The sequence below is a fragment of the Haemophilus sp. HMSC71H05 genome, from assembly GCF_001838635.1.
In the GTDB taxonomy this organism is placed as follows: Bacteria; Pseudomonadota; Gammaproteobacteria; order Enterobacterales; family Pasteurellaceae; genus Haemophilus_D; species Haemophilus_D parainfluenzae_R.
Map to the genome: position 1 here is coordinate 112,018 of NZ_KV838037.1, position 14,501 is coordinate 126,518.

Below are 14,501 nucleotides of genomic sequence, written 5' to 3' on the forward strand. Positions count from 1 at the left end.
GTTAATAATCGCCGACAATCCGGCACCAAATAGACTGCGAATTATACTGAAAAAATCAAATTGATCAAGAGGTGTGCTTTAGTGATAGAATCATCACAAAATTTTTGCTTATTTTGACCGCACTTTAGGAAAGTTATGTTAGCCCAATCCTCTGTGAATGCCCCTTTTGCCCATTCTGTTTTACAATGGTATGAAAAGTTTGGGCGTAAAAATTTGCCTTGGCAACAAAATAAAACCCTTTATGGTGTTTGGCTTTCCGAAGTGATGTTACAACAAACTCAAGTTTCCACAGTCATCCCTTATTTTGAGCGATTTATTAAAACCTTTCCTAATGTGACCGCACTTGCTAATGCGTCGCAAGATGAAGTATTGCATTTATGGACGGGACTAGGTTATTACGCCCGTGCGAGAAATTTGCATAAAGCCGCTCAAACCATCAGAGATGAATATCAAGGCGAATTTCCAACGCAATTTGAGCAAGTTTGGGCATTAACAGGCGTGGGGCGATCGACGGCTGGCGCAATTTTATCTTCCGTACAAAATCAACCTTATCCAATTTTAGATGGTAATGTAAAACGCGTTCTTTCTCGTTATTTTGCTGTTGAGGGTTGGCCTGGCGAAAAGAAAGTCGAAAATCAATTATGGCAGTTGAGTGAACAGGTTACACCAACCACGAGAGTCGCTGAATTTAATCAAGCGATGATGGACATCGGTTCGGCGATTTGTACTCGTACAAAACCTAAATGCGATTTGTGTCCTTTAAGTAACGATTGTTTAGCTAATAAACTCGAAAAGTGGACTGAATTCCCTGGAAAGAAACCCCAAAAATCGTTGCCAGAAAAGCGGAGCTATTTTTTGATTTTATCTTATCAAGGAAAAGTCTGGTTGGAACAGCGTGAGAGCAAAGGGTTATGGGGCGGATTGTATTGTTTCCCTCAGTTTGATGATAAACAAACATTATTGAATTATCTGAAAGAGCAAGGGATTACCGAGTATCAAGAATGGGTAACTTTCCGTCATACGTTTAGCCATTTTCACTTAGACATTCATCCTATTTATGTTGAAGTTGATCGAAAATCTGAAGAGGACGATCGTTCAGATTGGAAAAAATTGTCAGAAAAAGGAAAAGAATCTCGATCTGGTCTATTAAGTGCGGTCAAATATTGGTATGATCCAACGTCACCAGAACAGATCGGGTTAGCTCAGCCTGTGAAAAATTTATTAACGCAATTTGTAAGGAATTATTATGGCTAGAACTGTTTTTTGCGAATATTTGAAACAAGATGCGGAAGGATTGGATTTTCAACTGTATCCCGGTGAATTAGGTAAACGTATTTTTAATTCAATTAGTAAACAAGCATGGGGTGAATGGATCAAAAAGCAAACCATGTTAGTGAACGAGAAAAAACTCAATATGATGAATGCCGAACATCGTAAATTATTAGAAGAAGAAATGGTGAATTTCTTATTTGAAGGCAAAGATGTGCATATTGAAGGTTACGTTCCCCCATCTAAATAACAAAAGATTATGAAAAAGTATTTATTATTGGCGCTACTTCCACTTTTATATGCTTGTAGCGACTCGCCAACCCATCGACGTGGCATTAATTATGACGAAGTGTTTTCAAAAGACACGCAAGGTTTAGATATTTTAACTGGTCAATTCTCCCATAATATCGATCGTATTTGGGGGGTAAATGAGCTTTTAGTGGCGAGTCGTAAAGACTACGTGAAATACACGGACTCTTTCTATACGCGTAGCCACGTAAGCTTTGACGAAGGTACAATTATTGTTGAAACTCAACAAGATCTTAATCGCTTACACAATGCGATTGTCCATACTTTATTGATGGGTTCCGATGCGAAAGGGATCGACTTATTTGCTTCTGGCGATGTACCGATTAGTACGCGTCCTTTCTTATTAGGACAGGTCGTGGATAACAATGGTCAGCAAATTGCTAACCAAGTGATTGCAAGTAACTTTGCGACTTATTTAATCCAAAATAAATTACAAACTCGTCGCTTACAAAATGGTAACACCGTGCAATTTGTGGTGATCTCAATGATTGCAAACCACGTTGAAGTGCGTGCACAAAAATATATTCCATTAGTCCGTAAAGCCGCAGAACGCTATGGTATTGATGAAAGCTTGATTTTAGGTATTATGCAAACAGAATCCAGCTTCAACCCGTATGCGATCAGTTATGCGAATGCAATCGGCTTAATGCAAGTGGTACCAAGCACAGCAGGTCGCGATGTGTTTGCGATGAAAGGTAAAGGTGGACAACCATCTGCACGTTACCTTTATGATCCTGCAAATAACATTGATGCGGGTGTCTCTTACTTATGGATTCTGCAAAATCAATATTTAGATGGTATCACGAACCCTACCTCTAAACGTTTTGCAATGATTTCTGCTTATAATAGTGGTGCTGGTGCAGTATTACGCGTGTTCGATGAGGATAAAGATGAGGCGATCTATAAGATCAACCAGATGTATCCAGAACAAGTGTATCGTATCTTAACGACTGCACACCCATCCTCACAAGCAAGAAACTACTTGTTGAAAGTGGATGCAGCACAGAAGAAATTCCGCGTAAGACGATAATTTCTACGATGAAATACAATGCCCGAAAGAATTTTCGGGCATTATTTTTTGAGAAAGTGCGGTTATTTTTGATTGAGTTTTACAAAATACGTTCTTTTTATAGTCGTTTTGGTTATTAACCACTCAAACACACCAACTTTTTTACTTTTTTTGAATTTAATTGTTGACCGATACCCGAAAAAATAGTTTAATACGCTCCGTTGTCAGGCAGTAGCCAATAACGATAACGCCTCGATAGCTCAGTCGGTAGAGCAGGGGATTGAAAATCCCCGTGTCGGTGGTTCGATTCCGCCTCGAGGCACCATTTCCTCCTTAGTTCAGTCGGTAGAACGGTGGACTGTTAATCCATATGTCGCAGGTTCGAGTCCCGCAGGAGGAGCCAAATTCTAAGAAGCCGCTAAAGCAATTTAGCGGCTTTTGCTTTTTTGAATTCAGCATTATTCTGTTGTTTTCCTCTCTTTAAAATTTGCTCAAATTTCTCACCGCACTTTTTTGATCTAGATAAATATTTATGTAAAAAAGTCACATAAAATTGTTAGCAAGATCACACTTTATTATTTTTCACTTTGCAATCAGCCTATAACCTTATCATAATGCCACCATTAATTTAATGAATGAATATTCATTGGATAAAGATTTTATAATTAAACTTTAGAGGGTAATGTATGGACACTACAACTAATAAAAAATGGAATAAATTTGATACAGCTTGGGTATTAAACTTATTTGGAACTGCGGTGGGCGCAGGGGTATTATTTTTACCAATCAATGCAGGGATGGGCGGTTTTTGGCCTTTGGTTGTGATGGCGATTTTAGTCGGACCGATGACATATTTTGCACATCGTGGCTTGGCTTATTTCGTCTTGTCTTCTTCTAAGCCAGGCAGTGATATTACCGAAGTAGTTGAAGAACATTTCGGCCCGACCGCAGGGAAATTAATTACCTTATTATATTTCTTTGCGATTTTCCCAATTTTGTTGATTTATGGAAACGGGATCACCAATACGGTTGATTCTTTTATCGTCAACCAATTAGGCATGGCTTCACCAAACCGTGTGATTCTTTCTTTTGTATTAATTGCGATATTGATTTCAGTCATGTTGTTCAGTGAAAAAGTGATGTTGAAAATCACCGAATTACTCGTTTATCCATTGGTGTTGATTCTCTTGGCTTTATCAATTTATCTCATTCCGCAATGGAATGCTTCAATGCTTTATGAGCTTCCTACTGCTGGTGGCTTCATCACGACATTGTGGTTAACCATCCCAGTATTGGTTTTCTCTTTTAACCATTCTCCGGCAATTTCCTCTTTCACGCTTTCTCAACAACGTGAATATAAAGATTTTAATACAACGGAATATCACATCGGTCGCACAGAAAAAGGAACTTCAACTGTATTACTGTTCTTCGTGATGTTCTTTGTATTTAGCTGTGTATTAACTTTAACACCAGCAGAGTTATTAGAAGCAAAAGCACAAAATATTAGTATCTTGTCTTATCTTGCTAACAAATTTGATAACCCATACATTTCTTATTTTGCACCATTAGTGGCTTTCTTCGCGATTACAAGCTCATTCTTTGGCCATTATTTAGGCGCACGTGAAGGTTTAGAAGGCTTATACCTCAAAATGAAAGGTGAAAGCGTGAATCGTAAAAAATTAAATTACGGTACTGCAGTTTTCTTCTTATTGACTTTATGGGGTGTGGCAATCATTAATCCAAGTATTTTAGGTTTGATTGAATCCCTTGGCGGCCCAATTATTGCGATGATCCTTTTCATTATGCCTATGTATGCGATTCGCAATGTTCCAGCAATGAAACGCTATCAAGGTCGTTTTAGCAATGTATTTGTTACAGTTATGGGATTAATTGCTATCTCCGCGGTCGTATATGGATTATTATAAGCGGCTTTTTAGTTTAGCTTAGGATTTAAAATAATATGATTAGTGTATTTGATATGTTTAAAGTGGGAGTTGGGCCATCTAGCTCCCATACTGTCGGCCCGATGAAAGCAGGCAAGCAGTTTATTGACGATTTAATCGAGCAAGGTAAATTTGATGCCGTTGCAACCTTGCACGTTGATGTATATGGCTCTCTCTCCATGACGGGACATGGTCATAATACAGATATTGCGATCATCATGGGATTAGCCGGTTATCTACCGCATGATGTGGATATTGATTTAATCCCAACATTTATCGAACAGGTTAAACAAACTAAAAAACTGTCGATTGCACAGGGCAAAAAAACGGTTAATTTCGATTGGGATGCCAATATGGTATTCCATAATTCCTTTTTATCATTGCATGAAAACGGTATGACCATTACTGCATTAGATGCTGATCGTAACGTGCTTTACCGTCAAACCTATTACTCTATCGGTGGTGGATTTATTGTAGATGAAGCGCATTTTGGTCAAGAGGAAGAAAATCCGGTGACTGTGCCATATCCTTATCAACATGCTGAAGATATTTTGAAACATTGTCAGGAGAGTGGCTTAATGCTCTCTACGGTGATGATGAAAAATGAATTAGCATTGCGTGATAAAAAAGAGGTTGAAGCACATTTACAGAATGTTTGGAAAACCATGAAAGATTGTATTGAACATGGTATTAAAACAGAAGGGGTGTTACCAGGGCCATTAAAAGTCGCCCGTCGTGCGCCATCACTTTATCGTCTCTTGGAGGCAAATAGCGGCCGTTTAGCCCATGACCCAATGTATGTGATCGACTGGGTGAATATGTTTGCCCTTGCAGTAAATGAAGAGAATGCGGCAGGTGGTCGAGTTGTGACTGCACCAACTAATGGCGCATGCGGTATTGTGCCAGCAGTGCTTTCTTATTATGAAAAATTTGTCGCACCTTTAACACCAGAAGTCATTGAGCGCTACTTATTGGCTGCCGGTATGATTGGTTCCCTTTATAAGATGAATGCATCTATTTCGGGGGCAGAGGTCGGTTGCCAAGGTGAAGTGGGGGTTGCATGTTCAATGGCTGCCGCAGGTTTAACTGAGATCTTAGGTGGTACACCAGTACAAGTGTGTATCGCAGCTGAAATTGCGATGGAACATAACTTGGGCTTAACTTGCGACCCGGTTGGTGGCCAAGTGCAAGTACCTTGTATTGAACGTAACGCGATTGCTTCGGTGAAAGCGATTAACGCTAGCCGTATGGCATTACGCCGAACCACTAATCCTCGCGTAACCTTGGATAAAGTGATTGAAACCATGTATGAAACAGGTAAAGACATGAATGCTAAATATCGCGAAACATCGAAAGGTGGTTTAGCGGTGAAAGTGGTGTGTTCTTAAGATGTCATTGATAATAAAAGAGCGGTCATTTTTGACCGCTCTTTTTTATCTTCCTTTCACATCAATAATTACTACTTCTGATTGAGATCCTAAGCGCATTGGGATGCCCCAAAAGCCGTAACCAGAAGTGACAAAAACATGTGGATTGCCAATTTTTTCATGACCATAATCCAAACGATATATCATTTTTGTGATTAAACTGGCCGGGAATACTTGCCCTTTATGTGCATGCCCTGAAACTTGGATATCAAGCGGGAGTGACGCATGTTTTTCGATATCTGTTGGTCGGTGATCCAAGAGAATAATCGGCAAATCAGTATTCACTTGTTTTAATAACGTCTCGGTACTTGGTCTATCGTGAGCAAGATTGTCATTTCGTCCAATCAGTACCAATTCATTATTTAATGTTAATGTTTCATCTCTTAATACCGTAATACCAGCTTTGCGAATTTCTCGATCAATTCGATCTTGGTCACCGAATAAGTCATGATTGCCTAGTGTGGCATAAACGCCCATTGGGGCCTTGAGTTTCGCTAAATGGGGTTGCATTTTTTCGGCTAAATAAGCGTTGACGTTATCATCCATAATATCGCCAGGCAATAAAATGATATCCACCTTTTCTTGCTGCATAATCTCAGCCAGTTTATCCAATTCTTTCCCGCCAAATAATTTACCTAAATGGAGATCGCTTGCCATGCCAATTCGCAATGGTTTTATCGGTTTATCTAGCGTAATTTCATAATGAATAACACGTGTGACATAGGCGTTATACACACTTAAGGCAGTGATACCAATAAATAAAATCGGGTAAGCAATGCGTAAAGTGCGGTCGATTTTTGTGATGGATTTTGATTTTCGGAAAAGAAAATGAACACATCCTACAGCAATACTTGCAAAGGCTGAAAAAAGGAGTAGCGCGAGCATTAAAGCTATAAGTCGAAACACCGTAAAAAGCTTTAAAAAATGGCAAATAACCAAGACATTAGGAAGCAAAAAGCTGACAAAGGTAATTGCTCGTCTTGTCTTTGGGGAGAAAGGTTTGTTAAGCCACCAAATCAGTGTTTTATTAAAAATATAAATCAGCAGTTGTAACAAAATAATAGCTGCCGTAAATATAAAGTAATAACGAGTTTCCATCTGCAATTCCTAAATAAAAGTGCGGTCGTTTTTGACCAAGTTTTGAAGTATGGAATAATAAATTTCTCTGTTCCCAAAGGCAAATTTTTTCGCTAAAATGCGGCTCGTTTTAGTTAATTTAAGAAGGAAAATCCAATGTTTGGAAAAGGCGGTTTAGGCGGCTTGATGAAACAAGCCCAACAAATGCAAGAAAAAATGCAAAAAATGCAGGAAGAAATTGCCCAATTAGAAGTAACAGGCGAAAGTGGTGCAGGTTTAGTAAAAATCACGATTAATGGTGCGCACAACTGCCGTCGTATTGAGATCGATCCTTCTTTAATGGAAGACGATAAAGAAATGTTGGAAGATTTAATTGCTGCCGCATTCAACGATGCAGTCCGTCGTGCAGAAGAATTACAAAAAGAAAAAATGGCGTCTGTAACCGCAGGCATGCCATTACCTCCAGGAATGAAACTTCCATTTTAATTCATCGGGTGTGTGAATTTACACGTTCACACACCATTCATTTTCTCCCATCATAAATATTATGCAAAGCAGTCCACTTTTAGAACATCTTATTGAAAACCTTCGTTGCTTGCCGGGTGTTGGCCCGAAATCAGCGCAGCGCATGGCTTATCATCTCTTACAGCGCAATCGTAGCGGTGGGATGAATTTAGCACGTGCATTAACGGAAGCAATGTCTAAAATTGGGCATTGTTCACAGTGTCGTGATTTTACCGAAGAGGAAACGTGCAATATTTGTAACAATCCTCGCCGTCAAAATTCAGGTTTGCTTTGCGTGGTGGAAATGCCGGCGGATATTCAGGCTATTGAGCAAACCGGCCAGTTTTCTGGACGTTATTTCGTCTTAATGGGACACTTATCGCCTTTAGATGGTATTGGTCCGAAAGAAATTGGTTTAGATTTATTGCAAAAACGTCTGGTCGAAGAATCTTTCCACGAAGTGATTTTAGCGACCAATCCAACGGTGGAAGGCGATGCCACAGCCAATTATATTGCTGAAATTTGCCATCAACATAATATTAAAGTAAGCCGTATTGCCCATGGGATCCCTGTCGGTGGTGAATTAGAAACCGTGGACGGCACCACCTTAACCCATTCTTTCTTAGGTCGTCGTCAGATCGACTAATCTTATGCGCCTGTTTATTGCCGAGAAACCCAGTCTTGGGCGAGCGATTGCCGATGTATTGCCAAAACCTCATCAACGGGGGGATGGTTTTATTAAATGCGGCAATGATGATGTCGTGACTTGGTGCGTGGGGCATTTGCTCGAACAGGCTGAACCGGATGCCTACGATCCGAAATTCAAACAATGGCGTTTAGAACATTTACCCATCATTCCTGAAAAATGGATTCTGTTACCGCGAAAAGAAGTCAAAAAACAACTTTCTGTAGTGGAAAAACTCATTCATCAAGCTGATGTTTTAGTTAACGCAGGTGACCCGGATAGAGAAGGGCAGTTGCTGGTGGATGAAGTATTTAGTTATGCCAATTTATCAGCGGAAAAACGTGATGGCATTTTGCGTTGTTTGATTAGCGATCTTAACCCAAGTGCGGTGGAAAAAGCGGTACAAAAGCTCCAACCGAATCGTCATTTTATTCCATTGGCAACCTCTGCGCTGGCACGCGCTCGTGCGGACTGGCTGTACGGCATTAATATGACCCGCGCTTATACCATTCGCGGTCGCCAAGCGGGTTATGATGGCGTGCTTTCCGTTGGGCGAGTGCAAACACCTGTGTTAGGCTTGATTGTGCGTAGAGATTTGGAAATTGAACATTTCCAACCAAAAGATTTCTATGAAGTATTGGCATGGGTGAAAGACGAAAAAACGTCTGAAAATCCGACCGCACTTTTTTCTGCACTTTGGCAACCGAGTAAAGCTTGCGAAGACTACCAAGATGAAGATGGTCGCGTACTGTCTTTAGGCTTAGCCGAAAATGTGGTGAAACGCATTACCGATCAACCTGCCGAAGTGACTGAATATGTGGATAAGCGAGAAAAAGAAACAGCGCCTTTGCCTTATTCCTTGTCAGCATTGCAGATTGATGCGGCAAAACGTTTTGGCATGTCAGCACAAAGTGTGTTGGATACCTGTCAGCGTTTATATGAAACCCATCGTTTGATTACCTATCCGCGTTCTGATTGTCGTTATTTGCCGGAAGAGCATTTTGCTGAACGACATAAAGTGATGAATGCGATTTCACAGCATTGTCAGACTTATCAAACCTTGCCGTCGGTGGTGGATAGCGAGCAACGTAATCGTTGTTGGAATGACAAAAAGGTGGAAGCACACCATGCGATCATTCCAACGGCTAACACACGCTCGATTAATTTAAGTATTGATGAACAGCGTATTTATGAATTGATTGCACGCCAGTATTTATTGCAATTCTGTCCAGATGCGGAATATCGTAAAAGCAAAATTACCTTAAGTATTGCGGGCGGTACTTTTGTGGCACAAGCGCGTAACTTGCAAACTGCAGGGTGGAAAGAGTTGCTTGGCAAAGAAGACGAAGATGAAAATCAAGAGCCGCTGTTGCCGATCGTGAAGAAAGGACAGATCCTGTATTGCGAACGAGGTGAAGTGGTGAGCAAAAAAACGCAACCGCCAAAACCTTTTACTGATGCGACGTTGCTTTCCGCCATGACGGGTATTGCGCGTTTTGTGCAAGATAAAGAATTGAAAAAAATTCTGCGTGAAACGGATGGACTTGGCACAGAGGCAACACGCGCAGGCATTATTGAATTGCTATTTAAACGAGGCTTTTTGACCAAAAAAGGACGCAATATTCACAGCACAGAAACGGGGCGGATCCTGATTTCTGCTTTACCTGATATTGCTACACAACCTGATATGACGGCACATTGGGAAGCACAATTAACGGATATCAGTCAAAAACAGGCGAGTTATCAGCAATTTATGTTTACGCTTAATCAAATGTTGCCGGATTTAGTGCGTTTTGTTGATTTCACTGCATTACGTCGTTTAAGTCAGATTTCAAAAGGTTTAAGCATACCAGCAACGAAACGAAAAAGAGCGGTCAAAAAATCGGAAGATTTAAACGCTGAAAATTGATTAAACTTAATACAATTAAGTAAAAAAAATGGGAAAGCGCTTGCGAAAAGCGTGAATTTTATATAACATTTGCTCCCAGTTTTCTTGCGAAATCGCAATTTAGAGAAGAAAGAATAATGTACAATATTTTATTATTTGTTTATGTATTAATTTGTATCGCCTTAATCGGCTTTATCCTTATTCAACAAGGTAAAGGCGCGAACGCAGGTGCGTCATTTGGCGGCGGTGCATCAGGTACTATGTTTGGTTCTGCTGGTGCAGGTAACTTTTTAACTCGTACCAGTGCAATCTTAGCAACTGGCTTTTTTGTGATTGCTTTAGTGTTAGGTAACATTAACTCTCACCGTGGCAACGTACAAAAAGGTTCGTTTGACGATTTATCTCAAACTGCTGAACAAGTTCAACAACAGCAACAACAAGTTGCTCCAGCAGTTGAAAACAAAAATAATGACATTCCGCAATAAGGAATAAAAACAGAATAAACGCTCTGGTGGTGGAATTGGTAGACACGCTATCTTGAGGGGGTAGTGGCCGCAGGCCGTGCGAGTTCAAGTCTCGCCCAGAGCACCAACTATAAACCGACTTAATCAAGTCGGTTTTTTTTCGCCTAAAATTTGTTTAGACCGCTAGTTATTATCCCCTGTTTTAGTTACAATCGGTCAATTTCTTTTTTTTTTAGAAACTCATTAGGAGAGCACTATGAACTTCCCTCAAATCGCCCAGCAAGTGATTGATAAGCTTGGTGGCAAAGAAAACATCGCCACAGCAGCACATTGCGCAACGCGTTTACGTATTGTGTTAAACGATGAAAGCAAAGTGGACAAAGAAGGTATTGATAACATTGAAGGCGTGAAAGGGCAGTTTGCTGTCGCTGGTCAATATCAAATTATCTTCGGTTCAGGTACGGTGAATAAAGTCCATGCTGAACTTACTAAATTACTTGGTATCGGTGATGTGAGTAAAGCTGAAGTGGCTGAAGCAGCATCAGGCAATCAAAACTTATTACAACGTTTGGTGAAAGGCTTGGCAGATATTTTCGTGCCAATCATTCCGGCAATCGTAGCAGGCGGTTTGTTAATGGGTATTCACTCCATGCTTACAGCGAAAGGTTTCTTCGTTGATGAATTAAGCGTGATTGATATGCACCCAGGTCTTGCGGATTTGGTGGATTTTATTAACACCATCGCGAATGCACCATTTGTATTCTTACCGGTATTACTTGGTTTCTCAGCCACCCGTAAATTCGGTGGTAACCCATTCTTAGGGGCGGCGCTTGGGATGTTATTGGTTCACCCAGCATTAGCAGATGGTTGGAACTACGCGTTAACCCTTGCGCAAGGTAAAATCCAATACTGGAATGTATTCGGTCTTGAAATTGAAAAAGTCGGCTATCAAGGTACCGTTATCCCAACATTAGTTTCTGCTTGGGTATTAGCAACCTTAGAAAAAACCTTCCGTAAGTTTGTGCCTTCTTACTTAGATAACCTTATTACCCCATTATTCTCGCTCTTTATTGCGGGCTTCTTAGCATTTACCGTAATCGGTCCAATTGGTCGTGAAGCAGGGTCATTAATTGCATCAGGTTTAACTTGGTTATATGACACTTTAGGTTTCGTTGGTGGGGCGATCTTCGGGGCATTCTATGCACCAATCGTTATCACGGGTATGCATCAAACCTTTATTGCGGTTGAAACACAATTATTGGCTGAAATGGCAAATACAGGCGGTACCTTTATTTTCCCAATCGCCGCAATGTCAAATATCGCACAAGGTGCAGCCTGTTTAGGTGTGGCAGTGGCATTAAAAGATCCTAAAGTACGTGGTTTAGCGGTACCATCAGGTATCTCTGCATTATTAGGGATTACTGAACCGGCGATGTTCGGGGTGAACCTACGTTATCGTCAAGCTTTCTTTGCGGCGATGATTGGTTCAGGTCTTGCAAGTGCCTTTATCGCATTCTTCAATGTAAAAGCCATTGCATTAGGCGCAGCAGGATTCTTAGGTATTCCATCTATCAAACCGGATAGCCTTGCGATGTACTGCATCGGTATGGTGATTTCATTTGTGGTAGCATTCACGCTTTCAGTCGTTTTCGTGAAACGTGCACAAGCAAAAGCCTAATCGAAATAAAAAAGAAAAAGCACGAGTTTAAGCTCGTGCTTTTTTGTTTGGAAAAATGCGTCTAAAAATGACCGCACTTTCAGTGAGAGTTAGCCTTCTCGACAGTTTAACCAAGTGCTTCTCATGCCTTGATTATTCTTATAGTACACAGAATTATTTTCACGAGCGATTAAATCAACATAACTGCCATCAATCGGCTCATAAGAGCGATAAATCACTTCAAAGCGATTTCCACGTGCATTCAATGTACGATTTTCCACATGATCAAACGGTACCGCTTTCCCACCGTCTAATTGGAAATAAATACCAAAGTTATCTTTCATGCGGCTTTCTCTTGAAAGCGGGAAGTAAGTGGTTAAATACGAACTTGAACCCGTTTCTGAATTGTGGCAAGAATAATAATAACGCTTGTAGTCTTTTGGATTGTTTAATTCCGCTTGGCTAATGTTATTTTTAAGGTATCGTGTTTTAACGGTTTTCTTTGGTTGTTGTGTTGTTGTACAAGCAAACAAACCTACGAATGCCGCCGTCAGTAATGCTAATTTAAATTTATTCATCGATAAAGTTCCGAGAGTAGAGTGAATGAGAAAGGGAGTATGATAGCGGAAATTGCGGATTGTGCAAGGATATACTGCATATAAGGGGCTACTGTTTTTTCAAATTATTGGATTATTTAAGAGAATAGAAAATAAAATACTGAATATTATAAATCCAATATTTTAAGATTTTTCCCAGCATTATCTTCTTCATTATATTTTTTTAGCAAGCTGTTTAATTCCTTTCTAAATGATTCAACTCTATGAGTAGCAATATTGTGATTTTCTAATTGTGATACTATTTTCATAAATTTTTTCAGTTTGTCTTTATTGTTTGGTAAGTATAATTTTTCTGATTTAATTTTAGTTCTAATTTTTTCAAAAAAATCATTGCTATCACATAATGATAAGTAATTATCGTCTATATTGTAGAATTCTGGTATTTTTATATCTAATAAATTATATTTAAATATATCTAGTAGTGAATTGAGGTCGTTACTATCAAGTATATTTTTTATAAGTTTTAGTTTTTTGTTTATGGGGATCATTTCATCAAGAGACATTTCGGCTACTGGTATGAGATCTAGAATTAGCATAGTTGCTTTTAATTCTAATTCACCTGATACTAGTTCTCCATGAGCTACTTGATTTCTAGTTATGGGGAATTTAAAAGAATAATATTCAAATAGATAGAAATTAATTGATTTTTTTCTTAGTAGTTCTAGCTTATTGTTTATAGAAGATATACTTAGTAAATGTTCTTCAATACCATAAGCTTGGCAAATATCATGAAAAATACCTTCTATTTGAAGAGGTAATATATTAATAACCAATAGGAATTCTTTGTTCTCAAATGCTTCTATGATTTTATATAAGATATCTTTTCTTCTATTTATAATATGATTATTTTCAATAATGTTTTTTAATTTTTGTAATTTGTTTGGTTCAGGGAATCTTGGGAGTTTGCCATATAAGTATCTTTTTGAAATGTCTAAAAACTGATCTTTATACTCTGGTCTTTTATAAAGTTCTTCTAGTTGTATATGTTCATCTAAATAAAAATCTAAAAATTTATTTGATAGATCGGTTAATGAATTTGGATTATAAAAATCTTTGTGCTCCAATATTGTTCCTTTTGAAAATGAATAAGGCATATCTCCTTCAATCAATTTTGTTATACTATTTCCCATAGGAGAATTAATACATTTTTCATAGGAGTAGTATTTTATTGTGGATGAGATAAAATTAATAACTTCTTCTTTCGCCTTATTATTTTTTTCTTTAAAATATTCAAGTTTTTTTAATTCATATCTTTGATTGATGTTCAACATTTTATATTGATTCTTTATGCTTTTTAGATTATTAATTCCTTCTTCAATAAGATTTAAATTTTTATCTATTTTATTTAAGTCGCTTAAAGCTTTCTCATAAAATAAAATAAATTTCTCTTTGGGCTCTGAACTCATCCAAAGTATATTCTGACAAAATTCTTTAGCAGATAGCTTATTAGCTTTTTGAGAATCAGACACAAGTTCATAATATTCACGTTCGTGATTTTTTTTTATATATTCAAAAATCCCATCAAAATCCCAGCGAGTAATAGGTAAGTGATTAATGATATCCATTTTAAATGTATACATGAGCTTGTTTAAGTAACCTATATTCATTTGATACTCTTAAATTTAGTTAATTTAATACTTAAATAATTAGTT

Annotated in this window: 13 protein-coding genes and 3 tRNA genes; 13 read left to right on the forward strand and 3 right to left on the reverse strand. The window is 38.6% G+C overall.

Features of this window, described 5'->3' with window-relative positions:
- The first annotated feature begins 135 nt into the window (after window positions 1-135).
- The 7 genes from mutY (at window position 136) to HMPREF3279_RS06865 (ending at window position 5,918) form a co-directional block, all read left to right on the forward strand.
- Window positions 136-1,254, forward strand: coding sequence for an A/G-specific adenine glycosylase (gene mutY, locus HMPREF3279_RS06835; RefSeq protein ID WP_070868644.1), 1,119 nt, complete (start codon window positions 136-138; stop codon window positions 1,252-1,254).
- Complete coding sequence (locus HMPREF3279_RS06840) at window positions 1,247-1,519, forward strand: oxidative damage protection protein (RefSeq protein ID WP_049365232.1); 273 nt, start codon at window positions 1,247-1,249, stop codon at window positions 1,517-1,519. The genes mutY and HMPREF3279_RS06840 overlap by 8 nt, the downstream gene beginning before the upstream one ends.
- A 9-nt stretch (window positions 1,520-1,528) precedes the next feature.
- Window positions 1,529-2,608 (forward strand): membrane-bound lytic murein transglycosylase MltC, encoded by a 1,080-nt coding sequence (mltC, locus tag HMPREF3279_RS06845; protein WP_005696844.1) that lies wholly within the window; start codon window positions 1,529-1,531, stop codon window positions 2,606-2,608.
- A 228-nt stretch (window positions 2,609-2,836) separates the two neighbouring features.
- Window positions 2,837-2,912: transfer RNA gene (locus tag HMPREF3279_RS06850), tRNA-Phe, on the forward strand.
- A gap of 2 nt (window positions 2,913-2,914) precedes the next feature.
- Window positions 2,915-2,990 (forward strand) — tRNA-Asn (locus HMPREF3279_RS06855).
- Between the two features lie 283 nt (window positions 2,991-3,273).
- A complete protein-coding gene (locus HMPREF3279_RS06860; protein WP_070868646.1) occupies window positions 3,274-4,512 on the forward strand; it encodes an HAAAP family serine/threonine permease in 1,239 nt (412 codons plus the stop codon).
- Window positions 4,513-4,547: 35 nt separating this feature from the next.
- Window positions 4,548-5,918 (forward strand): L-serine ammonia-lyase, encoded by a 1,371-nt coding sequence (locus HMPREF3279_RS06865; protein WP_049373211.1) that lies wholly within the window; start codon window positions 4,548-4,550, stop codon window positions 5,916-5,918.
- A gap of 45 nt (window positions 5,919-5,963) precedes the next feature.
- Here HMPREF3279_RS06865 and HMPREF3279_RS06870 read toward each other — a convergent pair whose 3' ends face one another.
- Window positions 5,964-7,055, reverse strand: a complete 1,092-nt coding sequence (locus HMPREF3279_RS06870) for a metallophosphoesterase (protein ID WP_070868648.1) — start codon at window positions 7,053-7,055, stop codon at window positions 5,964-5,966.
- Window positions 7,056-7,190: 135 nt separating this feature from the next.
- On the opposite strand from HMPREF3279_RS06870, the gene HMPREF3279_RS06875 reads away from it, so the two are divergent.
- From HMPREF3279_RS06875 to HMPREF3279_RS06900, 6 genes are all read left to right on the forward strand, one after another.
- Window positions 7,191-7,520, forward strand: coding sequence for a YbaB/EbfC family nucleoid-associated protein (locus HMPREF3279_RS06875; protein WP_005696839.1), 330 nt, complete (start codon window positions 7,191-7,193; stop codon window positions 7,518-7,520).
- Between the two features lie 61 nt (window positions 7,521-7,581).
- Window positions 7,582-8,184, forward strand: coding sequence for a recombination mediator RecR (gene recR / locus HMPREF3279_RS06880; RefSeq protein WP_005696838.1), 603 nt, complete (start codon window positions 7,582-7,584; stop codon window positions 8,182-8,184).
- Window positions 8,185-8,188: 4 nt separating this feature from the next.
- Complete coding sequence (locus HMPREF3279_RS06885) at window positions 8,189-10,132, forward strand: DNA topoisomerase III (RefSeq protein WP_070868650.1); 1,944 nt, start codon at window positions 8,189-8,191, stop codon at window positions 10,130-10,132.
- A gap of 116 nt (window positions 10,133-10,248) precedes the next feature.
- Window positions 10,249-10,596 (forward strand): preprotein translocase subunit SecG, encoded by a 348-nt coding sequence (secG, locus tag HMPREF3279_RS06890; RefSeq protein ID WP_049367934.1) that lies wholly within the window; start codon window positions 10,249-10,251, stop codon window positions 10,594-10,596.
- Between the two features lie 20 nt (window positions 10,597-10,616).
- Window positions 10,617-10,702 (forward strand) — tRNA-Leu (locus HMPREF3279_RS06895).
- A 129-nt stretch (window positions 10,703-10,831) separates the two neighbouring features.
- A complete protein-coding gene (locus tag HMPREF3279_RS06900) occupies window positions 10,832-12,253 on the forward strand; it encodes a sucrose-specific PTS transporter subunit IIBC (RefSeq protein ID WP_070868652.1) in 1,422 nt (473 codons plus the stop codon).
- A gap of 89 nt (window positions 12,254-12,342) precedes the next feature.
- Here HMPREF3279_RS06900 and HMPREF3279_RS06905 read toward each other — a convergent pair whose 3' ends face one another.
- Window positions 12,343-12,810, reverse strand: coding sequence for a hypothetical protein (locus HMPREF3279_RS06905; RefSeq protein ID WP_070868654.1), 468 nt, complete (start codon window positions 12,808-12,810; stop codon window positions 12,343-12,345).
- A gap of 146 nt (window positions 12,811-12,956) precedes the next feature.
- Window positions 12,957-14,456: a hypothetical protein gene (locus HMPREF3279_RS06910; protein ID WP_070868656.1), complete on the reverse strand. Its 1,500-nt coding sequence runs from the start codon at window positions 14,454-14,456 to the stop codon at window positions 12,957-12,959.
- Window positions 14,457-14,501 lie beyond the last annotated feature (45 nt).